The sequence below is a fragment of the Rhizobium grahamii genome (assembly GCF_009498215.1).
Taxonomy (GTDB): Bacteria; Pseudomonadota; Alphaproteobacteria; order Rhizobiales; family Rhizobiaceae; genus Rhizobium; species Rhizobium grahamii_A.
Genome location: NZ_CP043498.1, coordinates 848,474 through 870,783 on the forward strand (window position 1 = coordinate 848,474; position 22,310 = coordinate 870,783).

The following is a 22,310-nucleotide window of genomic DNA, read 5'->3' on the forward strand; positions in this document are numbered from 1 at the left end:
CTCCAACGATCTTTGCAATGTCGCGTTGAATCAGTTTCGTCGCAATGATGTTTGGTGGTTGTTCACTGATTTAGTAGAGGTGTCGGTGCTTATACACGTATGCTCCAGATCGCGTGAAGTGTTGCCGTCGAAGGTGATGTGAGAATGGGTAGTCGACGTCCACGGCGAGGATTGAAGGTTGACCTGACCGCAAACCAGATCGACCTCCCGGCGCGTCAGGCCAACGTCAAAACTTCCGAAACCGCTTTGCGCGGCTTCTGGGGCCAATTTTCCGTGCCGGGGTATCCTACCGAGATCAGCATCACAGGGATGTCTGTTTCAGCCAGGCCGAACGCTTTCGAGACAGCTACCGGGTCGAAGCCTATCATCGGACCAGAAACCAAGCCCAGACCTTGAGCCGCCAGCATCAAACTCATACCAGCGAAAGTAGCTGATCGAATGGCCTCGTCACGCTGAAAGGTCGAATTGTCCTGATACATGTTGCGTGACGCGCCGACCCATCCCTCATAGATTTCCTGCGAGATAATGCCCGCTTCAACCGATGGCTTCAGCGACGTCGGAACCGAGAGATGAATGTTCATCGTCCCGCAGACAATGAACGTGACAGAAGAGTTCGCGACTTTCTGCTGACCGTATGCCATCGGCAGCAACCGTTCCTTAGCTTCTGCGCTTCTGACAGCGATAAATCGCCAGTTCTGAGCGTTAAACGCTGTTGGGGCGTATGTCGCCAGTTCGATCAATTCGGCGATTTCGTTGTCCGAGAGATTGCGCGACGGGTCGAAGCTATTGGCCGATACGCGGGATTGGATAATTCCGACACAATGTTCACAGGGTTCTCCAAAGTCAGATGGGGGCCAAGTCACGGCATGGTGACTTCGCGTCAGGGGTGGGTAAGGGTGCTTTAAGCCAGGGGCTTCGTGAAACCGTCGATGGGCTTCAGATAGGTAGGAGCAAATCGCTGAGCTTTGCTCGGACTTCCGCCGAGGGTTCGCAGTACACGAATACGCGCTCAATTTTCGCCAACTCCGGGAAAGCCTCTGCGAACGGAGCGAATGTCTCGGTTACCGGACAGCGATGCCCCGGTTGTGCAGCGTGCAATAGAACAGGTCTTGAAAAAATCATCCGGTCAAGTCGCGCCTCGAAAGGCCGTTGATCTCGTGTTGCTTTCTGGAATGTCTCAGATCGACGAGGGATTGGCAAAGGAACGGAGCATATTCTTGGAGCTTCGAGGCTCTGAACAAGCCCGCGCATTGCGACATGTTTTCTTCGCGGAACGCGGTGCAGCGTCGCGAGGAGGCGAGTTCCCGGCTCCACAACGCCAGTTGCGGACGGCCCTCGTTGTCGGTGGAGGCAACATGGGGGCGGCCATTGCATATGCCTTGGCGGTCGGTGGTTTGAACGTCACGATTTTGGAGACTGATAGCGGAGCGTCTCGCCGCGCAAAGTCGAACTCGGACCGGATTATCAAGCAAGGGAAATCGCGCGGAATTCTAACGCAAGGTGAGGCGCAAGCCCTGACGGCTCCGATCAATCACCGAGTCGGGTATGATTGTCTTGACGCCGTCGACATCGCTATTGAGGCCGTGTTCGAGGACATGGCAGTAAAAAAGGCTGTCTTCGCGTCGCTAGCGGCTGCCTTGCCGGACCCGACTATTCTCGCCACGAACACTTCATACCTCGACATCAACGAACTGGCATTGGAGGTGCAGTCACCGGAACGCTTCCTTGGTCTGCATTTTCTCAGTCCGGCTCACATTATGAAGCTGCTGGAAATCGTTCGTGGCGATAAGACGTCGCCTGAAACTCTCGGCGTGGCCTACGCCCTGGCCAAGACCTTGCGGAAGGTGCCTGTTCTGTCGGGGGTCTGTGACGGGTTCATTGGAAATCGCATCCTGGCCCGATACCGACAGGCTGCGGACCTTCTCCTCCTTGAGGGAGCAACGCCTTACCAGATCGATGAAGCCATGCGGTCGTTTGGTATGGTTATGGAACCCTACGAGGCTCAGGATATGTCGGGTCTAGATATCGCTTACGCGAACCGTCAACGGCAAAAGCTTCGTAAAAGCAACGACGTTCGCTATGTCCCAATAGCCCACAGGCTCGTCGAGGACTATAAGCGGCTGGGGCGGAAAACTGAAGCGTGCTGGTATAACTACGAGGGGATCAACCCGACGCAGTCGTCCGTGGTGCTGTCATTGCTGGATCAAGTATCACATGAGGCAAATATAGAACGCCGAACCTTCAATTCGCCTGAAATTCAGGAGCGCCTTCTTGAAGCGATGATCGGCGAGGCAAGGTCGATTTTGGGCGAAGGGATCGCGGAGAGGCCGGAGGATATCGACTTGGTCATGATACATGGCTATGGGTTTCCCCGCTGGCGCGGCGGGTTGTTGGATTATGCCGAGCGCCAAGGTCGGTAAGTCTGGCCCGATATGGCGCTACCGGACAGGCAGTCACAGGGTAAGGTCATTGAGCAAGTTTTCTTAAGAAAAGCCGATTAAGTATCCCTGGTTGCATCAAGTGAATAGTTTGGTCCTAGCGGTTCTTTATGGATATAGATCGTTTAAAGCGCATTTCCGAACACGCCAGCGTCTTTCTTGTTGGCCCGAATGGCGCTGGCAAGAGCCGAACCTTAAAGGCCCTGTGTCAGCACTATGCCAAGGGAAGCGGGGCCTCCATTGCAATCTCGAACACGCCATTCGCGCGTTTGCCTGACAGAATCGCGGGCGCTGACTACGCGCATCTACGCGTTAATCAATCCACCACTTACCAGATGTTCTCACGCCTTTTGTGGGACGCCTTGCGTGATGCTTCCTTCAGCCTGATCAGTATGAGGGAGGTGTTGGAATACACTGGCTATGAGCCCATCCTGAGAGTCCAGATAACGCCGCAGTTCCGATCCCGCAGTTCTTCTTCGCCATACAGGAGGATCAGCAACGAAGCATTCCGAATTGCTCGCGGAGTCGAGAGGCTGTACGGGACTCATGATATCAATTTTTCCGACGTTCACACGTTCTTGGCACGCCTAGAAGACATCGCCCGAGCCCCTATACTTCAGCGAGAGATCAACAACGTTCTCCGGTCTGAGCAACGGCCACCTATCAAAATTACGTTTGGCTTGATTAAAGAGGGCGGCGAATTAGCAGTCCCGCTGGAGGACGCAAGTTCTGGCGAACTCACGTTGATAACGTCGGCGATGTTCATTCTATCGCGGCGAGATAAGCTTGCTCGGGTGTTCGTCGATGAGCCAGAGAATAGTCTGCATCCCCATTGGCAGGTCAAGTTTTTCGAGTTCATAACGAACTTGCTCCGCCGCGAGGATATTAAGTTCTTTGTCGCAACACACTCAGCTGTTCTCGCTAACGGAGCCTTGAGCGGTGACGTCGCCGTCAGACTGATAAAGTGCGAAGGACATACCTATCGGGAGATAGACGTCGAACGTGGCGGCGCGGATGAGAGCATCGAGAGGATTCTCTGGGAAGCTTTCGAGACCGTAACACCTGTCAATAATTATCTCTCTGAAAGCCTATCAGACTTGGCCTGGCGAGTACGCGACGGCACTCTTTCAAAGGAAGCGGCTCGACAGCGTTTGGAAGCCTTCGCGCGACAGTCATTCAGCAATAAGCAGCTGGATTTCATAAAGGCTTGTGACAAACTTATCATGTCGTTTGATTGACCATGCGCTTGAAGAAAAGTCGTTCCGAGAAAATTGCGATTAAGTGGGCCGTGGCTCTAAAGGACCCTTGGGGAGTCGATGCAAGCTCCAGCGCCTTGAAATCAGATTCAAGAGCCAAGGCAATTTCGTCCTTCAAGATCAGGCTGAAGAAATATCATCTTCTGCTTCAGGATAGTCGGTGCGGCTACTGCCGCGTGAGTCTCCATAATCGAAACATTGAAACAGACCGGGAGCATATTCTGCCGAAGGAGCGCTTCAAGTTCCTGTGTTTTGATATCTACAACCTGTCTGTCGCGTGCAAAACCTGCAACATGTCCATAAAAAAACGGCGTGTTACGCATCTCACATCAAAAGGTGTCCTTCTTCACAAAGATATCCTTGATGAAAGAAACTATAAGATCGTTCATCCAAATATCCATGTCTGGAGTGAGCATATTGACCTCCAGGGTGACGAAGATGGCGATTCCGTTTTCAGGCTTTACTATCCAATAACTGATCGCGGAAAGTTCACATACGATTTTTTCAAGCTTAAGGACTTGGAGCGTGCGAGGAACAACGACGCCCAACGGATCCTGCCTCGAGGGAGAACACGCAAGGGCGATCACCCCGATATAATTGCTGCGGCCAAAGCCACAGGGCAAGCGAGGCGATAGGCTTCGGGAAAATTTGACGGGTCGTGGCGTCGCTGGGGCCGGAGGCTTATTGCCTCCGGCGTTAGTACGCACGCGCACGGAGCTACTGCTTGAGATCGATCAGTATCTTGAGCTGGGTACCCGCAGGGTCGAGGAGCGCGTCGAACCCGTCACTAACAGCGTTATCCAGCGAAACGGTCTTGGTGACGACCTTTTGCGCAGGAATTTGGCCTGACGCGATGAGGTCATCCAGGAAGGTCGGCATGTCGACGAAGTCTACGTCGGGTAGGCCATTTGCGGTCCGTTCGTCAAAAGTGACGCTGACCGTTTTCCGCAGGCCCTTCTCTGCAACCGCAACATTAATGGAGCGCGAGACGGTCCCGGTCGGTATCGCGGTGAGATCGAAAAACTGATGGGTCACAATGCCACCTACTGATCTCGAATAACCCAGCCTGTACCATGGCTGGATCGGTATCCATAATGCCTCTCCTTGAACGATTTCAGCGCCCCTTCATACTGGGAGAGAATCAGTATTGCGTCCCCAAACTGCGGAAGCGCTTGATCATCGATGCTATCGAGATACTTCGCATCGGGAGCGTCTTTCAAAGCCTTACGGACATCATCAAGGACGCGATTAATAAGTTTCACCTTTGCTGCGCTAAGCGTAGCTTCAGGCTTCTTCTTCCCCAGCTCTTTCAGTTCTTTGAAAAGTTCGGCGAAGACTCCGTAGACAGCTTCGTAAGCAAGTACCTGAGCCTCTGTAACGTAATAAAGCCGTGACATTCATTTCCTCGTGAGCTTACGCGGCTGAGCTGCAACTTTGCTGGATACTTGCCCGTCTAGAACGTACCACCAGCCCGAATAGTTTTTTTCTACGTTGTCAGACCTGAACCGCTCGGCTTCTTCCAGGTACTGACCCAAAATCATAGCCACGTCGCTGACGGTGGGCGCATCGTCGGGATTGAATTGTTCGAAGCCATCCACTGGCCTGTAGTTCGCCCCAAGGACAGCGTTTGCCGACACAAGAATGTTATTGATCAGGTCGAGCTTGAACTTGTTCGGAGAATTGTTGGGCGTTTTCTTCGCCAATGCTTCGATTTCAGCGTGTACCCCCAAGAGTTGGCCGGTAACCTTCTCCAGCCTTTCTGCATCCTCAAGCGTTTTCATTCCGCCCTTACGGGCAGAGCCTTTTGAACTCGGCATATTTCTTCACCACCACGTCGATTGGAGATCGCTGCTTACTTTCAAAGACCTCGACCATCTGTTCGAGGTCTTCATCCGTCAGAGTTATGATTGCCTTGCGCTGCCCCGACCATAAGTCGACAGTTGCTTTCTGTTCAGCCTTCAATAATGGGTGGCGCGTTACGAAGACTCCAAACTTGCCGAGGTCGTCTTTGAGATAACGGTTCAACTGGTCTACGTGCTTGCGCTCCAGCCGAGCCACGTTCTTCATCTCAAACACCAATTGTCTGGAACCGTAATCGTCCATCATCTCCAGCAAGAAAGGATGAGTTCGACTGTTGTAAAAAATCAGGTCCCTGATGCTTACACCGCTCTCGGTCCGAGCTTGATCCTGTGCGAAGTCAAGGTGCGGGTAGAGCAACGTAGGAAGCAGTTCGCCGATGTGCTTCTCATAGTCAATGTCAGCGCCATCGGTTTTTCCGGTCGGCAACTTTCTAATTGCGTTCATTTTCCTCTTGGCTGAAAGCGCGGGAATCTGCTTGAACAGCGGGTCATTGACACAATCTTCAGCTGTTCTCTCGCGCTGTCTAATATACTCGTCAACCGCTCCATAGTTTTGACGATTGTACGTCAGAACTTTGACGCGGGTTAGTTCTTCACCCTGGTGGGCTATGTCATCTTGCGGGCAGCTCTCTTTGAAATAAGAGTCATAATTGATCCACGGGGTATGCCTTAGCCATCGTTTAGGAACAAAGACGACAGGAGTGTTCGTAACCGGATGTACGGGGACGTCGCACACTTTGGAAACGAACGTCGCCTCTGACGGCTCGTAGATGGTGCTCACCATAACCTTTGATGTCGGAATGCCGAGGCTACGACACTCTTGATAGGTATAGTCAATCAAGAAGCTTTTCAGAAAATTGCAGGCGATATCGCTAATACGGTCTTTGCCGACACCGTCTACGAAGAGCTGAATTTCCTCAAAGTGTCGGAAACCATGCTCTCGATACCTTGGGACGTGTTCGAAAAGGTTCAGAATTTCTTCAGCTTTTGCCTGCGAAAAACGTATGCCTTTTTTGCTGGCCGACGTGCCCAAGCCAACTTCATCGCATTCTGAAGCCGCAACAAGTTGTTTCGCGGCGGTGGCTCTGTTTCCCGTTTTGACCAAATTTCCTAGATTGTTGAACGCAGCAATCATGAGCTGGTGTAGGGCTTTGTCTTGGTAAGAAGGCGATTTCCACAATAAAAATGGATCGAGATATAGAGGTATGTCTTCGTCCAAAAACGGAATTGCAAAATCCAACTCTGCTTGCGGAACGAAGACGTTGTGATGTTCTGTGAAGCGTGGACGAAGTAGCAATCTGGCAGCCCGGCGTGAATCTTAGGTGTGCATGGGAAACTAAGTTCAGAAAACAGTCAATCGTGCAACCTGTGGTCACCACTCATTTTACGCCTCCGAGGCTTCCTCTCCGGTCGCGGCTGAACCCAAAGAAAATTTCAGTATTGGGAAAGACACTCTTTTGAAAACGGTGCGCTAATAGGCACATTTACATCGTGCAACGGCGCGGCGAACAAGCGGAATTTTGAGTACAAAGACCGTCATGCACGCGCCGCCCTTGAGGCGTCAGCCACAGCTGATCTACAGGTCGATGGTAAAACCTGGACGGAAGCCTGACGTATAAAGCTCTCGCCGCTGTCCTAGAGGGTTGCAGATAATCCGCGTATGGTCAGCCATGTAATCCCGAAACTTATGTATGTGCCCGTGAATCCACACGCTTGGGCGTCGGCGCATGATCAAGTCGGAAAGATCGGAAGCGAACGCGGCGTTCGTCACATTTCCGAAGAAGGCCGGGTCAAAGCTTTGCATCAAAGGGGCGTGGTGGGTGACAACGACCGTTCGCCCGAGGTAATCCAGCGACAATTCTCTGTCGATAAATTTTCGGCTTTCCCTGTGGCGTTCAAGGATTTCCCAAGCTGTAACCATACCGTTCTCATCAATTTTTCGAGGGTCCGAGCGGAAAATGCACTCAAAATCCAATATGCGGGAAGGCACGAGTTCGAGGGCTTTGACGCGCCGCTCTTCTGGCTGGATATGCTCATCATCGCCAATGGACACGGCGAAATCAGTCCATAAAGTAGCGCCGATGAAACGGCAGTCCCCTATGGTCACCGTATCGTTTTCCAGAAGATGGATGCGGCTTCCTTCTACTAGCCGTCGAGCCCTCTCAAGCGCACCGCTGATACTGTGGCCAAAATAGTCGTGGTTCCCGAGTACGAGTACCACTGGCATCCTTGGCTCGATGACACGGCGGATGTAGGCAACACTGTCTTCGATAAAATCCGTAAGGTCGCCTGCGCAAATGCAGATGTCTGCTTTTGGAGCTTTGGGCGGGTCGCGGAAAAACCGCGCGAGGCGGCTTTCGTGGATGTCGCTAATGATCCAGGCTTTCATTGAGCCTCCATCGGCCGCATAGGAAATACGGCGCGTGGTTAATTGGTAGGGTGAAGTTGTGCGTGGAAGGCCGCTAATGTTGGCGGCGGTTCCGGCTTTGGGTCGTGGATGAAGGAACCTTCCGCGACCCCGGCCAGTACGGTTCCAACTGCGGAGCGTCCAGGCGCTTGTGCTTGACGAGCGCGTCGGCAAGTTTAAGCAATGCAGGCTTGAGGCCGTCGAGCATATCTCGTGCTCGCTGATACTGCTCTCCAAGGATTTCCGTAACGTCATCCCGCAGTGCAAGGTCCTCCCAAAGCTTGGGAGAGGACGTTATGTCTACCGATTCAGGAAGATAAAAGAGCGAATTTCCGAAAGCATATTCTGTCACCATCCGAATTGCCAGCATGGTTGCCTTCGCAAAGTCGCTGCCTCGGTTTCCTGTTGACCAGTTGGATCGGTGTCCGAAAATCAGGTCCTCGGCTGCTGCTCCTGCCAAGTCCGCCGTGATCATCTTCATAGCATCCCAGCGGGTTAGAAACGCGCGGGAAGGGCTTTGGATGAACGTGCCACCATTGGCATCAACAGTGGTCGCAAAGCTTTCCACGTTGTCATAGATTTCAACGCGCTCGACCTTGCCCAGCAGCAATGCGCGGGTCACAATTGCATGCCCTGCCTCGTGGATTGCTACGCGGTATAGCGTCTTAGCGTCGAGCGGAGTCGGCACTTCTACCAGCGATCTCACGTCCGAAATGTTGACATCTCTGCTTTCTTTTCGGGCAATCCTCCTCGCTTCGCGAGCTAGTCGTTCCAAGTCAGCGCCGCTTTTTCCAGGTAGTCTTGCGCCAATTTCCTTCAGGGCTGCATCGCCCGCTAAATTCGGAAGATGAAACTCAAGGATTTCTCCTCGTGCTGTTGCATCGGGGAGAGGAAATCGGACATGTTTTTCGAGCCGACCGCTTCTCAAAAGAGCAGGGTCGATCTTCTCTGGATAATTGCAAGCACCAAGAACGATCACGCCCTCACGGCCTTCCGTTCCGTCCAAGCATTCCAACAGAGCGTTCACGACTGTGGTCGAATAAGTCTCGTGACGGCTAGGAAACTTAGCTCGGTCCCCAATGGCGTCGAATTCATCAAGGAATAATAAGCACGGTGCATTTTCCTTCGCGGCATTGAACGCCTGATACATTGCCTTCAACATGTCGCCCAGGTCGCCGTCCTTGAAGGCTTGCCATTTCGGAATCGAGGTTGCTTCCAGATGCAGACCACAGTGGGCAGCGAGAGCAGCCGCAAAACGTGTCTTTCCTGTACCCGGTGGCCCGTATAACAAACAACCCTTGTCCACCTCGGCCCATGGCAACTTTCCTTGTCGCCAATCTTTAAGGTCTCTTTTTAGAGCATCAGCCCACACGCTTGCCTCGCCGAAGCCCTTGGTGACATCTAGGCGTCTTTCGTTGGCTGAACCGATCCTGGCGGCCTCCAATAGCTTTGCGGCGGCCCGGCTTGCTGGCTGATCTCGGCGGAAGATCGCTTCCATTCGCTCCGACGCTTGTTCCCCGATCACCGCTGCTTCTTCGTCGGTAAGTTTGCCGCACCGCCGAAATACACAGAGGGCTCGCAAGTGTCGAACATCGCATACAGCAAGCCTGTCGTAGAGTGTGGCGGTAAGCTCGAAATCCTCATGAAGGACAGAGCCCTCTTGAGCGAAGATGATCAGTTTCTCTCCAGACTCAAGGATTTCTGCCGCGTCGATCTCCCACCCACGCCGGTGCTTTGATGTGGGATGCAGGCAGACCCTGACGCCCTTAATGTCCTTCAAGATAATTTTTGCTGCGTCATCAACGTGGCTCAGTTGCCAATGAGACGGGACGGCAATTACGGCTACGCACGATGGCTCGGATAGGGCGCCAATGTTTCTGCGAAAGAGGGCGACGAGAGCGCAATATGCCAGAAAGTCAGTTGCTGACTTCAAAGCGATGGCTGCGTTGTTGCCGTTCGCCTTCCGAAACTCGTTGGAACGCGAGCCTTTCAACTGGTTGGCCACTTCTTGCAGCTTAAAAATATAGCGGTCTAGGCTATCCGCGAGGGCTTTATCCATAACTTTTCCTCCCGACACCTAGCCGATCAGCCCGTGGTCGAAATGGTACCACCTGCTTAGAGACCTGCCGATTTTGCGTTTCTGATCGAGGTAGAACAGTTCGCTCGTGACGCCTGGGCTTCCTTCCTTGATGTGCGGGTGGCCCGACATCTCTCCGATGAGGCACGGCACCGAGCGCTGTACGAGCATGCAGTTTCGGATGATGACCGGATCAACAGGTCCATTGAAGCCCCTGGGTGAAGCAAGGCTCTGAATATCAGCAAGGAGCGACTGCAGTCGTGGGATTATCATGCTGGGCGGTGTGCCAAGCCATTTGTCGTTCATGCGAAGTCTCCTTCGATTCGATTTCTGATTTCCTTGCACGATGTGTAAACCGATTCGCGCAACAGAAGTAGGAAATTCGCATGAAAAATAGATTAATCGCGACATAGGTCGATATGTTGACATTTTGTGGTTTTGGCATTTGTTCCGATGCATGGCCGGGCTTCCAACTCACAGTCAGATCAGAGCGGCACGCTCGATGCTTGGGCTCAAACAGAGCGACCTCGCCAGCAAAGCTATGGTTACGCGCAGCGTTTTGCTTGGCCTTGAGCAACCTGGAAGAAAGCATCCTGATCGATTGGCGCTTTCGCAGATACGCGATGCCCTTCTCAGCGATGGGCTGATTTTTGTTGACGCTACGGATACTGCGGGCGAGGGAGTCCGATGGGCTAAACCCAGTGGAAAAGTGTGGGTAGATTGCCTAAAAGATGCCCGTGCGATGCTCGGCTATACGCTGGATGAGCTTTCGGAGAAGTCTGGGGTCGGACGGTACGTCATCGCCCGTTTGGAAAAGACCGAGCGGAAAAGGATTAATGAGCTATCGGCAAACCGTCTGCGCGATGTGTTCTTCGAGAACGGCGTCACTATTTTGCCCGAGGAGGCCGACACCGGCGCTGGCGTTCGCTTTCACAGCTATTTAAAGGCCAGGAAGTGACACGTTAAAGCCAGGAAGTGACATACCATTGCCATTCCCGCGAGACACGGCGCTTCGCACGCCCGGTAGGAGTAGGAAGTCTCTGAACCTGTCGCAGTCGATTTAGCTTAGGGAAGCCCTTCCCCAAGTGGCAATTCGAGCACCGCCCGCGAGCGGCATCCAATACGTATCCCGGGCGTTGACTTAAACGGCGGTCTTGAGAGCGACAATTTCCGCACGGCGGTTCCGGCAAGTGAAACCTTCCGTACGAACGTCTTGCCAGCAGGTGGATCAGGCCTCGCGCTATTTGTAATAGGTTCGCTCAAGGAGGCCGCTCTGCGTGAGCGGCGGCTCTTCGATTTATCTGACCACAATTAAATTTTCAGGGTCTGCTCGGAACTCCATTTTGAACACCACGACCCCATATAAAGTTCGAGTCCTGTCGCCCCGACCATTAAATTCTTGATTGCCCCAGCTTTCTTACATCAGAGACAACTCGTTGATCCCTTGCCGGTGATGGACCGGCTCGCTTTTGCTTGCCTGCTAGGCCGCTGAGATCATTCTGAAAGCGGCCGTCCGTGTCATGGTGTTCTGCTGCATGGTAACGCGGTTGCGGCCCGCGGCTTTTGCTGCATAGAGCGCTGCATCGGCGCGAGCGACCGCGTCGTGGATCGACGGATCTGTCGGCTCGGTTCTGCCGATGCCGAAGCTTGCCGTGATTCGATCCGCGATGCCGTAGGCGTGCCACTCCAACTCGGCTATGGCGAGCCTCATGGCGTTCGCAAGGTGCTCCGCGTCGACGACGCCGCCTTCCGGGATGGCGATGACGAACTCCTCGCCCCCGAAGCGGGACGCGAACCCTGTTTTCGTCGTCAGGGCATCGAGCTGCTCGGCAACGGCCACGAGTACGCGATCTCCCATCGCATGTCCGTAGCGGTCGTTGATCGTCTTGAAGTGGTCGATGTCGCACATGATGATCGTTGCGGCATGGGACCTTCGCAGCGCCTGCGCCTTCGCCTCGAAGCCGCGGCGATTCAAGAGCCGCGTCAACGGATCCCGCTCGGCGGCGTCCCTATAGCCATCCATCGCACGAAGGACCACGGAGGCAAGAGCGCTGAGCGCCAGCAGCATGCCGAGGATGGCCTCGGTCGCCTGCATCGCATAGGCATAGGACGACTGCAGGAAGCGGTCGAAACTTCCAGGATCCGCGATCGCCGCAAAGACGATGTTGCGGAAGATCGTGTTGAATACGACCAGCCCGACCATGACCAGAAGCAGCTTCTCATAGGGCCGGGCTGCGCTTCGCCACACGAAGAACAGAGGCGAGGCCATGAGAACGACGAAGGCGATATCGCTGAGGATCAGTTCGAGAGACAGGCTACCGCGGTATTGGACCGCATAGATCGTGGCTGCATAGGCGACAGCCGCGAAACCAAGGCGCGGATACCGTATCCGTGTGGGTCCGAAATGCAGCAAGAGCGCCTCGGAGTTCAGGTAGGCAGCCGAGATGAAGAACAGATCCGCGAGCGACGCCTGGAATTGCGGCGGCAGATCCGTCAGGAGTCCGGGTGTTGCAAAGCCTGCGGCAGCCGAAAGATAGCCCAGTCCCCAGCGGAGTGCGGAGTTCGGCGACCAGCGCGCAACGATCAGGAATACGACACCGAAGCAGATGAAGATAAGCGGAAGGATAAAGGCGAAACCGTCGTCAGAACTCATGCTCATCCATTAGCAGATGAGTATTAATAAAAGAGCGCTTCTGCCTCGGCTCCGCACCGTCGGTGTGTGTCTTGCCGATCCAATACGGCGAGGGGCGATTACGGATGGGCGATCGTACGGGTCGGATCCATCAATGTCTTTCCGCCATCATGCGGTCCTCAGGCTTTAACGATGAAATAAAAATAATGTAAAGCCGTGAGAAAATTAGAATATAAGCAAACGTAAATCTAATTTATGATCTCGCGGAAACTCGCATTTCTGGAGATGATTTGGTGAATATGTTAGGCTGACGTCATTTAATGCTGGGGATATATATGGCTTCCATAGAATTAACCTCCGATTGCAGAGAGGCTGTTTCTCAAGCATTCCTGGATTTGGCTGAAAAGACCGTTCTGGCAGGAATGCCGGAAGGCGATGTGGCTTTGCTTTTGCTGGACCTCGCGGAAGCCTATCTGATGAAGGTCAGCGGCGAGATAATCGCCGAGGGCGCGATCCAATCGCAGGTGATCCACGACCGTCTGAAGAACTGACGACGCCGATCGATCACATTAGTGTTTCACAACATAATGCGAGTTGATTAAAGGTGGTGTGGCGAGCATAGTGGCTGCATCGCCGGCTATGGGAGTGGCTGCCGGCCCGGTGGTTTTCCGTTTCGGCCCTCCGCGGGTGATATGAACCGATGCTTAGATCGCCAATATTTCCTCGTGATCTGCCTCTGTTTTCGGAGGATCTGGATATCCTTTCCGACGTTCTCGACGACATCTGCCGACACAGGCAGATCGCACGAAACTCGCCGCGAGCCGAGCAGATCGCATCACGTCTGATCGAACTGTACCGCCAGGGCGTCAAAGATCCGAAAACCCTTGCCGCCCTCGCCAAAGCCTATCTCTGAAGATCACTTCTGCTCGATCGAAACGCCGTTCTGGCCGATGCTCATTTCGATCCCGTCTGGCTTGCTTTCCTCGTGAAAAATATAGGCTCCCAGCCCGGCAATGATAACGACCAGCGCGCCGATGACGAAATAAAGACCATTACCCGTTCTCACGAAAACCCCTGCAATACGTTGAATACGCAGGCTAAACGCGCAATCGCGGCTTTGGTTCCGCTTCAGTCGTCGTTGGTGGAATTGAGGTTCTCGGGGCGAAGGCCTTCGTCTACGCTGGTACGCGCCTTCAGCCTGACGCCCGGGCCGCCTTCATCGTGATTGCCGCTGGCAAGGAAGATCACGCCCGCCGCTTCGAGAGCGTTTTTAACCGCCAGCAATGCCTGCGGCTCTCCCGAGGAATGGTCCTGTTCGAGGGTTTCGATGATTGCGGCCGGCAGTCCCGATGCGGTTGCCAACTGCTGGATGCTCATGCCCATCATGGCGCGGGCGCCGCGCATTTGTGTTGCTGTGATCATCAGGTAAGTCTAGCGCGCCGATGGCGGTTCGCAAGTGTCTCGCCGATGCCATCAGGCGTTTATGATCGGCCCTGTCGCGCTTCGAGTGCCGCGCAACCCCATACCACGCCGAACAGCAGATACACATGGCGCCAATGGTCGATGTCGATGACGTTCCCAATCGCGGCGTGACCGAGAACGGCAATCCACCCGATCATCAGGTAGGGCTGCCAAGGGCGATCCCTAAGCAGGTTCTTGAAGCCGAGATAGAACGTCCAGCAGAGCATGCTCACGTAACTGATGAAGCCGAGCCAGCCGTAGGTGGTCAGCGACTTCAGCCAGATATTGTGCTCGTCTTCAGGGAAGATCGTGCCGAACACCATCGGCCCGATGCCGAGCGGACGCTCCATCATCATCGTAAAGCCGATCCGATGGCGGTCGAAACGGCCGAGGTGCTCACCATCGTACTGCTGCACGAGCTGCGCACGGGTCGAAAACAGGTCACTGACCTTTGGAAACTGCAGGGCGACCAACAGGGATGCCGTCATCATGCCGATCGCGGCGAGCGAGAGGATGAGGATGCGCAGCCGAAACGCTCCGCTTCGCTCCTTCAGCATCATCACGAAGATTAGGAGAATGATCGTGAGAAGGAACAGGCCCCAGGCCGCGCGCGAGAAGGACAGGAAGACGCCGAGTGCCAAGATCAGCAGCGCGCCAGCCTTGATCGGCGCAGTCCGCAGCGATCCCGTCAGGATCCCATGCACGAGATAGAGGGAAGGGGAACGAGAAACGGGCCGAACACGTTAGGGTCCTGGAACGCTCCCTTGGCGCGATCATAGAGCGTGAAGACCTCGGCGCCGGGAAAGGCATGGAAATAGCCGAGGATCCCGAGCAGCGAGGTTATCACCGCGGCGATTGTCCAGGCATTGAAGATGAGCGGCAGGCGGCGGTGACTGTCCTCTATGATTGCGGCATAGAAGATCGAGGTCAGCGCCAGGAAGGTCGATACCGCGACATACATCGGTCCGTCGGCCAGGTCGCGCATCTGCGTCAGCGACAGCATGCCGCCGACATTGAAGGTCAGAAGCAATGCCAGCAGTGGTGCCGTCGTCCGCGATATGCGCAGCCCGAGGATGAACCACAGACCGACGAGGCCCGCCATCCACAACTCATAGGGCGCCGGCTCGTTGATGACAAAACCTGACAGGAACACGCCAAAGCCGACCGCGGCGGACCCGATCAGGCGGAGTGTCGCTCTCTGCGGGTGAGCGACACGCGAATATGTCGCTTCGATCGCAGTCAATATGCGTTTTCCGTATTGAAGAGCCGGAAAGGCGTCAGGAACAGGATTTTCAGATCGAACCACAGCGACCAGTTCTCGATGTAGTAGAGGTCGTATGCGGTACGGAACTTGATCTTGTCGTCGTTGTCGACCTCGCCGCGCCAGCCGTTGATCTGGGCCCAGCCGGTAACGCCGGGCTTGACGCGATGGCGCGCGAAATAGCCCTCGACGACGTCGCCGAACGCCCGGTCGCGTGCCTGGGCAAGCACGGCATGCGGGCGAGGGCCGACGAGCGACAGATCGCCCCTCAGGACGTTGAACAACTGGGGAAGCTCGTCGATCGAGGTCTTCCGGATGAAGCGGCCAACCGGCGTGACGCGGGCGTCACCCTTGGTGACGGCGGCGCGTCCTGTCGGATCGCCCTGGTCCGCATACATGGAGCGGAACTTGAAGACGTTGATGACCTCATTGTTGAAGCCGTGACGCTTCTGCATGAAGAACACCGGGCCCTTCGACGTTGCCTTTATCGCGATGGCGGTACCGAGCATGATCGGCCAGAGCAGGCAGAGCGCGAAGATGGCGAAGAAGATGTCGAAGCAGCGCTTGGCAACCGAATCCCAGTCACGGATCGGCTTGTTGAAGATATCGAGCATCGGGATCGCGCCGATATGCGAGTAGGCACGCGGGCGAAAGCGAAGGCGATTGGCGTGCGCCGCCAGCCGAATGTCGAGCGGTAGAACCCAGAGCTTCTTGAGCAGCTGAAAGATTCGCGCCTCGGCGCTGAGCGGCAGCGCGATAATCAGCATGTCGAGGCGTGTGAGACGGGCGAACTCGACGAGCTCGGCCACTGTTCCGAGCTTGGGGTAGCCGGCCACCATGATAGGCGAGCGCTTCTCGCCGCGATCATCGAAAATGCCGCAAATCCGGATATCGTTGTCCGGCTGCATCTCGAGCGAACGGATTAGCTCTTTCGCAGGCTCGCCACCTCCGACGATGACCGCGCGGCGCTCCATGATGCCGTTGCGCACCCAGTTGCGGATGCCGTAGGCAACGAGAAAGCGGCTCGCCAGCAGAAAGATCGCGCTCATCCCGAACCAGAGGCCATAGGCATCGACGTCAGGACGGCCCGCATTGCGTACCAGCACCATGGTCACGGCGGTGACGAAAAAGACGCCCATCCACACCCCGAGAATGCGAGGCAGGAGGCGTATTCTCGAGCGGAGTGCAGGAATGGAATAGGTATCGGCAGTCTGCAGTGCCAGCACCAGCAGCCCGGCAGCGAAGGCGCCTGAGAGCGCGCGCCCGGCAAAAGTCTCGTCAATGGCCGGCCAGATAAGGAAGGTTACCAGGGCGATCGCCAGCTGCGACAGGAACTCGAACAACCGCAATTGGCCGATGAGCATGACGGGAGAGTGCGTGCTTTCAGCGAACTGTTCCGCTATCTGTCGCGCATACTCGTTCAGCGGCTCGGCGGGGTGCGCATCATCGGCCGTGTTGCGTTGATTGACGTCGGAAACCTGTCTGCGCAACGCTTCCAGGTCGAACTGATCGTTCTTTTCTGCCTTATTCATGAGGCCACCGCCAGTGATTGACCTCAAGTCAATAGCAGGAAGCCCCTAAGAAACGTTTTACGTCGCGCTGTCGGGCTTCTTGCGTCGCGGTTCTTCGAGCAACTCCTGGTACAGTTTCAGGACATCTTGCGCCATGACGGAGGCGGAGAAGACTTGCTTGATCTGGCTGACCGGGGGCATCGCTGTCTCGTGCCATCCGGGAATGCTGACCGCCTCTGCCATCACGCGAGCGAGATCGTCCGAATTCTCCGGTTCGACGAGGGCAGGGCTGTCCTTGCCAAGCGCTTCGGGAATGCCGCCGACGCGGGTGGCGATGAGCGTTTTTCCTGCTGCCAGTCCTTCGAGCACGATGTAAGGCATAGCCTCCGCGCGCGATGGAACGACGAGATTTTGCGCCATCGCGAATGCCTGCTGAACACGCATCGCCGGCAGCATGCCGATCCGCTTTCCAAGACCCCGTTCGATCATCATGTCGCGGTATCGATCCCGATCCGGCCCATCGCCGATCATCAGCGCTGACAGCGGCCTGCCGAGAATACGTTCCGCCTTCGCAAAGGCATCGACAAAAAGGTCGGGACCCTTAAGGTCCCGCAACATGCCGACATAGATGTAATGGACCGCATCGGAGCGCGTCGGGATCAGTTCGAAGTCCCGGTCGGCAATACCGTTATAGATCAGCCGCGTCTTGGTTCGCGGTCGTCCGATCCGCTTCGTGTAGGTGTCGCGCTCATAGTCGCAGATGAAGACCAGCGCGTCTGTCAGATATTCCTGCAGGCGCTCCATTCGAAGAACGAACTGGCCGACGAGAGAGGAGCGCGAGTAATGCAGGCTCCCCCCATGGGCTGTATAGAGGCGGGCTACGCGATACCTGTTCACCCGCAGGGCTGAGCCGGCGATACGCGCGAGCACACCGCCTTTGGCGCCGTGTCCGTGCAGCACGTCCGGCCGCAAACTTTTGATCTTCTTGTAGCCGTCCCACATCACGGCCATGTCGGAGAAGCTGATCGAGCGCCGGATCGGTACGCGCGTCAGGCCGAGCGACAGAAATGGGCGGATGTCGTCGAAAAGAGCTTCTTCGTGGTCGCCACCCGTCGAGCTGTCGCAGAGAATGCCGATCTCGTGGCCGGCCCTGCTGTGCTCCATGACCAGATCGCGAACGTGGCGGAAGATTCCGCCGACCGGCGACCTGAAGCAATGGATGATGCGGAGAGGGCGCTGGCTGCTCATGCCGCTCAGAACAGTCGCTCGCGGACGTAAATCGTATCACCGGCCACAATCGCGGAAGAGATGTTGACGCGGCCGGTAATAACCTGGCCGTTGATCTTCCTTGTCACGTCGACGGCGCCCTGATTGGCTCTGGCGGTAAAACCGCCGGCGACGGCGACGGCGTTCTGAACCGTCATCCCGGGAACGTAGGCATACTGACCGGATTGTCCGACTTCACCCATGATGAAGACCGAGCGGTAGCGGTCGACGTCGATTGTGACGTCAGGATCGCGCAGATAGCCCTGCTTGAGTTTCTGGGCGATTTGACCCGACAATTGCTGCAGCGTGCGACCACGCGCGGCAACCTGGCCGACGAGCGGGAAGGCAATGTAGCCGGCCTGGTCGATCGTATAGGTGTTCGTCATGCTTGGCTGGTCGAAGACCGTGATACGCAGGCGGTCACCGCTATCGAGCGAATAGGGCTGAATGGTCGCCTCGTTGAAGGCTCTCGGCGCCGGCTTGTAGCTGTTGCAGCCGCTGAGGATCGCTGCCATAGCGGCAACGCTCAAGGCCATTACTAACTTGGTCTGGGCGACACGCATCCGCAATGCTCACAGGAAATGAAAGTGTTCCCTGTCGTTATCGATCCGTTAGGGTTAATAGCCGGTAAAGACCGCAACTTTTTCCGTTTTGAACGCCTCTACTCAAGCATCGGAGCCACGCGGCCGCATTAACTGTTGCGTTACTATACTCATTTACTCTCGCGTCACCTTTGTTCTTGGAGTGAGAGCATGTCCGGCGTAAGTGGTCATGAGGATGTCGATATCGATCTTGGGCAGTTGGTTCGTGCCGTTTGGGCACGCCGACTGAAGGTCGTGACCATCACGTTATTGGGGGCAGGGGTCGCCTTCGCCGGTGCGAAGATGATGTCGCCGAAGTACCGCAGCGAAACGCGCATTCTGATCGAGCCGCGCGCGCCGGCCTTCGCCAATGCCCAGACAAACGACGCCGGCGCTAGCCCGCTTCTCGACGAACTGAACATCGCCAGCCAGGTCCAGCTGTTGCAATCCGCCGACCTGATCAAGCAGGTTATCAACAGCCAGAAGCTCTACGACCTGCCCGAATTCGATGCTGCTGCGAGCGGCTCGGCCTTTAGCGATCTGCTCGTCGCACTGCATCTGAAGAAGAGCCCGCTGGAGAGCCCGCCGGAAGAGCGCATCATCGACGCCTTCACCGAGCGGCTGCAGGTCTATCAGGTGCCGGGTTCGCGCGTCATCGGCATAACCTTCACCTCCAAGGATCCGCGGCTCGCCGCCCAGATCCCGAATGCGATGGCGGCGGTCTATCTCTCCAAGCAGAGCGGTGCAAAGCTTGCATCCAACTCGGAAGCCACCCGCTGGCTCGAGCCGGAGATCGAAACGCTTCGCCAGAAAGTCAGCGATGCCGAGCAGAAGGTTGCCGAGTATCGCGCCGAACACGATCTCTTGCCGACAAACGGCGGCAGCAATTTTCCGACACAGCAGCTGAACGACATCTCCGCGGAACTCACCCGCGTTCGCGGCGAAAGAGCCAATGCCGAGGCACGGTCGCAGGCCGTGCGCAACGCGCTTTCCTCGGGCGAGGCGTCGGACACGCTGCAGGATATAATGTCGTCGCAGTCGATCCAGCGTCTGAAGGGTACTGAATCCGCGTTGCAGTCGCAGATCTCCGATCTCCAGACGACGCTCCTCAGCAATCATCCGCGCTTGCGGAGCCTGAGGGCTCAGCTCACCGACATCAAGGCGCAGATCCGCGAAGAGACCCAGAAGATCCTCGCAAGCATCGAGAATGAAGCAAAGGTTGCCTCGCTGCGCCAGAAGGAACTCGAGCAGCAGTCCGACAGGTTGAAGGCAAGCAGCGCCCAGGCAGGAACGGATGAGGTTGGCTTGAACGCTCTGCAGCGTGAAGCCGCCGCGCAGCGCCAGTTGCTGGAAACCTACCTTGCGCGTTACCGCGAGGCCGCTTCCCGTTCCGATAAGAATTCGAGCCCGGCCGATGCGCGCATCGTCTCGAACGCGATCCAGCCTGTCGATCCCTATTTCCCCAAGGTCGTACCGATCGTCACCGTCGTCGCGCTCGCGACACTCATCGTAACCTCGATTGCGATCATGCTCGCCGAACTCTTCAGTGGTCGTGCACTGCGGCCGGTTTCCCGTGCCGTCGAGATCGAACAGGAAGTGATTGAAGAAGTGGTCGTACCGGAGCAGCCAAGGCGTACACCTACGCCAAGCATGCTGGCGGTTTCCGAAGACGAGGCACCTTCGGAAGCGGTCGTCGAGCCAGAAAACGAGCCGCAGGGAGAAGAGGAGAACGAGTTCTCTGTCACGGCAGTCGCCGATTATCTGATCGAGAGCCGCGCACAGCTGGCGATCGCCATCTCGCCGACAGGCGACGATGGCTCGGCCGCAACCGTCGCCCTTGCACGCCGCCTGGCCATCGTCGGCTCGCGGGTTGTTCTTCTCGATATGACTGGTTCCGGATACCCGACCCGCCTCATGGCCGAGAATGATGAGGCGCTTGGCGTCACCGACCTGCTCTGCGGCGAGGCCGCTTTCGGCGAAACCATCCACAGCGATCGCCTGACCGATGCTCATTTGATCCCGCAGGGGATGAGCGATATGCGCCAGGCCATGCGCGGTGCGGATCGCTTGAGCCTGCTGCTCGACGCGCTGTCATCCGCTTACGACCTCGTTGTCGTCGAATGTGGCGCTGCCAACGTTGCCGCGGTGTCGCGTTTGACCCGCAGCAAGGATGTCGAGATCATTCTCTCGATGCCTGAGATCGTCGAGGCCGAATTCCTGGCCGCGATGACGGATTTCGAGGAAGCCGGCTATCATCGTGTGCTGCTGATGAGCGGCGGCGAGGCGGAAATCTTCCCGGAATCGCGCGAGGCTGCCTGATCAGGCGAACCGACGCATCCGCTGCGCGACCTTGTAGAGCCGCGGATGCGACTTCACGAACGCCTTGCCTCTGGTGATGGTCCGGTGAAACAGCCCCATTGCCGCGCCGCGAGCGTTTAGCGGCAGAACCACGTCGTAATGTGCCGTCTCTTCCGGCGCCCAGGAGCGCTTGTAGCTCTGGTCGCCGAGGCCGAAGTCGAACAGACTGACGCCGTGATCCTGCTGCCGCTGGATCATTTGCCAGAAGAGGAATTCGCCGGGGCTGGCATCCGCCGCGATCGTCTCGTCAATTGAGCTGAACTGGCAGATGACGTGATCGCCCTTGCGCGAGATTCCGGCGAGCGCCGCGATATGCCCCTCATGCTCGCCTTTCAGCCGGATCGCATGCATCTCGAGGCTGAAGGCCGGAATGGCAGGATCACGAGCGTCGATCGCGCCGTGCAGGAATTGCTTGGTTTCCGCATCGGAGAACACGTCGGGTAGCCCGAGCGCCTGAAAGCGCCGGCTCTTTTGCGCGAAGAACGCATCCAGAAGCTGATGCTGCTCTTCCGGTGCGCCTCCCGCGATGTATTCGAAACCACCAAGCGCTTCGAGCCGCTTCGACTGCACACGAAACTTCTTGCGGCGGTTCTTTGCATTCAGCTGCTTAAGCGTCGCTTCCCAATTTTCGAGCAGCGGCAGTTGATAGGCATAGTTCTGGTTCTGCACCGTCGGAAGACGGGTGAGGGGATTTGGACGCTCTCTCCAGGACAGCGGAATGTTCTGCAACAGCAGAAGGTCCGCATGTTCCATAAGAGCGGTCTTCAGCATCGCGGAGAGACGGTCCGGCTCGATAGCGCCAAGGGCAGCGGCGAAGTCGGCGGCAAACAGCCCCGTGTTGATGTTGCTGTGGTCGGCGCCGATGAACTTGGCGATCCGGATACCGCGCGACGATACGATCTCCACGGGCAGGATGAAGGCAGTGTCAGCACCTGCCTTGCCGGCGATGACGGCAAGAGGCCGTCGATGCGCTTCGACCCAGGCGGCGCACCAGTCATAGCTCTGGTGCAAGGAATTGAGATTGTCGCGGTCCAGCGCGCGCCATTCGCTTTCAATGGCCTGCAGCGAGGTAACAAGTTCAATCTGCAACCGCTCGACGGCGAGCTCGACATTCAACGCCCGTAGCTTCGCCACGCTATCAGGCACGCCGGCTTCTGCCTGCGCTTCGTGATCGACATGAAGCTGCTTTTGGTGCACGACGCC

Annotated in this window: 21 protein-coding genes and 3 pseudogenes; 7 read left to right on the forward strand and 17 right to left on the reverse strand. The window is 56.4% G+C overall.

Annotation, left to right across the window (positions count from 1 at the left end; genetic code table 11):
* Positions 1-215: 215 nt before the first annotated feature.
* Positions 216-863: a nitroreductase family protein gene (locus FZ934_RS04225; RefSeq protein ID WP_203437261.1), complete on the reverse strand. Its 648-nt coding sequence runs from the start codon at positions 861-863 to the stop codon at positions 216-218.
* Between the two features lie 246 nt (positions 864-1,109).
* On the opposite strand from FZ934_RS04225, the gene FZ934_RS04230 reads away from it, so the two are divergent.
* The 3 genes from FZ934_RS04230 to FZ934_RS04240 all read left to right on the forward strand — a co-directional run bounded on the left by FZ934_RS04230 (position 1,110) and on the right by FZ934_RS04240 (position 4,329).
* The gene (locus tag FZ934_RS04230; RefSeq protein WP_203437260.1) at positions 1,110-2,420 is read left to right on the forward strand and encodes a 3-hydroxyacyl-CoA dehydrogenase; all 1,311 of its coding nucleotides are present in this window, start codon (positions 1,110-1,112) and stop codon (positions 2,418-2,420) included.
* A gap of 128 nt (positions 2,421-2,548) precedes the next feature.
* A complete protein-coding gene (locus tag FZ934_RS04235; protein ID WP_153270059.1) occupies positions 2,549-3,676 on the forward strand; it encodes an ATP-binding protein in 1,128 nt (375 codons plus the stop codon).
* A 2-nt stretch (positions 3,677-3,678) separates the two neighbouring features.
* The gene (locus tag FZ934_RS04240) at positions 3,679-4,329 is read left to right on the forward strand and encodes a hypothetical protein (protein ID WP_153270060.1); all 651 of its coding nucleotides are present in this window, start codon (positions 3,679-3,681) and stop codon (positions 4,327-4,329) included.
* Positions 4,330-4,411: 82 nt separating this feature from the next.
* Here FZ934_RS04240 and FZ934_RS04245 read toward each other — a convergent pair.
* The 7 genes and pseudogenes from FZ934_RS04245 to FZ934_RS04275 all read right to left on the reverse strand — a co-directional run.
* Positions 4,412-4,552, reverse strand: a pseudogene (locus FZ934_RS04245) (zinc-binding dehydrogenase); the annotation flags it as partial.
* 185 nt (positions 4,553-4,737) lie between these two features.
* Positions 4,738-5,091, reverse strand: a complete 354-nt coding sequence (locus FZ934_RS04250; protein WP_153270061.1) for a hypothetical protein — start codon at positions 5,089-5,091, stop codon at positions 4,738-4,740.
* Positions 5,092-5,475 (reverse strand): hypothetical protein, encoded by a 384-nt coding sequence (locus FZ934_RS04255; protein WP_153270062.1) that lies wholly within the window; start codon positions 5,473-5,475, stop codon positions 5,092-5,094.
* Between the two features lie 7 nt (positions 5,476-5,482).
* Positions 5,483-6,850: a hypothetical protein gene (locus FZ934_RS04260; RefSeq protein ID WP_153270063.1), complete on the reverse strand. Its 1,368-nt coding sequence runs from the start codon at positions 6,848-6,850 to the stop codon at positions 5,483-5,485.
* Positions 6,851-7,129: 279 nt separating this feature from the next.
* Complete coding sequence (locus tag FZ934_RS04265; RefSeq protein ID WP_153270064.1) at positions 7,130-7,942, reverse strand: metallophosphoesterase; 813 nt, start codon at positions 7,940-7,942, stop codon at positions 7,130-7,132.
* A gap of 73 nt (positions 7,943-8,015) precedes the next feature.
* The gene (locus FZ934_RS04270) at positions 8,016-10,019 is read right to left on the reverse strand and encodes an AAA family ATPase (RefSeq protein ID WP_153270065.1); all 2,004 of its coding nucleotides are present in this window, start codon (positions 10,017-10,019) and stop codon (positions 8,016-8,018) included.
* A gap of 18 nt (positions 10,020-10,037) precedes the next feature.
* Positions 10,038-10,343, reverse strand: coding sequence for a hypothetical protein (locus tag FZ934_RS04275; protein ID WP_153270066.1), 306 nt, complete (start codon positions 10,341-10,343; stop codon positions 10,038-10,040).
* A 196-nt stretch (positions 10,344-10,539) separates the two neighbouring features.
* On the opposite strand from FZ934_RS04275, the gene FZ934_RS04280 reads away from it, so the two are divergent.
* Complete coding sequence (locus FZ934_RS04280; RefSeq protein WP_153270067.1) at positions 10,540-10,995, forward strand: helix-turn-helix domain-containing protein; 456 nt, start codon at positions 10,540-10,542, stop codon at positions 10,993-10,995.
* A 522-nt stretch (positions 10,996-11,517) separates the two neighbouring features.
* On the opposite strand, the gene FZ934_RS04285 is transcribed toward FZ934_RS04280, so the two are convergent.
* Entirely contained in the window at positions 11,518-12,690 is a 1,173-nt protein-coding gene (locus tag FZ934_RS04285; protein WP_194273754.1) for a GGDEF domain-containing protein, read from the reverse strand.
* 314 nt (positions 12,691-13,004) lie between these two features.
* Here FZ934_RS04285 and FZ934_RS04290 point away from each other — a divergent pair, with 314 nt between their 5' ends.
* The gene (locus FZ934_RS04290; protein WP_153270069.1) at positions 13,005-13,220 is read left to right on the forward strand and encodes a hypothetical protein; all 216 of its coding nucleotides are present in this window, start codon (positions 13,005-13,007) and stop codon (positions 13,218-13,220) included.
* Positions 13,221-13,369: 149 nt separating this feature from the next.
* Positions 13,370-13,582, forward strand: coding sequence for a hypothetical protein (locus tag FZ934_RS04295; RefSeq protein ID WP_153270070.1), 213 nt, complete (start codon positions 13,370-13,372; stop codon positions 13,580-13,582).
* Between the two features lie 3 nt (positions 13,583-13,585).
* Here the strand turns inward: FZ934_RS04295 and FZ934_RS27730 are convergent, their stop codons facing one another.
* From FZ934_RS27730 to FZ934_RS04320, 7 genes and pseudogenes are all read right to left on the reverse strand, one after another.
* Positions 13,586-13,735, reverse strand: coding sequence for a hypothetical protein (locus FZ934_RS27730; RefSeq protein ID WP_194273755.1), 150 nt, complete (start codon positions 13,733-13,735; stop codon positions 13,586-13,588).
* 62 nt (positions 13,736-13,797) lie between these two features.
* On the reverse strand, positions 13,798-14,091 hold the full coding sequence (locus FZ934_RS04300) for a helix-turn-helix domain-containing protein (protein WP_153270071.1): 294 nt from the start codon (positions 14,089-14,091) through the stop codon (positions 13,798-13,800).
* A 59-nt stretch (positions 14,092-14,150) separates the two neighbouring features.
* Positions 14,151-15,373 (reverse strand): annotated as a pseudogene (locus FZ934_RS04305) (O-antigen ligase family protein).
* A complete protein-coding gene (locus tag FZ934_RS04310; protein ID WP_432443625.1) occupies positions 15,370-16,617 on the reverse strand; it encodes an undecaprenyl-phosphate glucose phosphotransferase in 1,248 nt (415 codons plus the stop codon). The pseudogene FZ934_RS04305 and the gene FZ934_RS04310 overlap by 4 nt, the downstream one beginning before the upstream one ends.
* A gap of 77 nt (positions 16,618-16,694) precedes the next feature.
* Positions 16,695-16,923 (reverse strand): annotated as a pseudogene (locus tag FZ934_RS28635) (undecaprenyl-phosphate glucose phosphotransferase); the annotation flags it as partial.
* 57 nt (positions 16,924-16,980) lie between these two features.
* Positions 16,981-18,150 (reverse strand): glycosyltransferase family 4 protein, encoded by a 1,170-nt coding sequence (locus FZ934_RS04315; protein ID WP_153270073.1) that lies wholly within the window; start codon positions 18,148-18,150, stop codon positions 16,981-16,983.
* A 5-nt stretch (positions 18,151-18,155) separates the two neighbouring features.
* The gene (locus FZ934_RS04320; RefSeq protein WP_153270074.1) at positions 18,156-18,731 is read right to left on the reverse strand and encodes a polysaccharide biosynthesis/export family protein; all 576 of its coding nucleotides are present in this window, start codon (positions 18,729-18,731) and stop codon (positions 18,156-18,158) included.
* Positions 18,732-18,920: 189 nt separating this feature from the next.
* Here FZ934_RS04320 and FZ934_RS04325 point away from each other — a divergent pair, with 189 nt between their 5' ends.
* The gene (locus FZ934_RS04325; RefSeq protein WP_153270075.1) at positions 18,921-21,068 is read left to right on the forward strand and encodes a GumC family protein; all 2,148 of its coding nucleotides are present in this window, start codon (positions 18,921-18,923) and stop codon (positions 21,066-21,068) included.
* Here the strand turns inward: FZ934_RS04325 and FZ934_RS04330 are convergent, their stop codons facing one another.
* Complete coding sequence (locus FZ934_RS04330; RefSeq protein WP_246737837.1) at positions 21,069-22,304, reverse strand: GNAT family N-acetyltransferase; 1,236 nt, start codon at positions 22,302-22,304, stop codon at positions 21,069-21,071.
* Between the last annotated feature and the right edge of the window lie 6 nt (positions 22,305-22,310).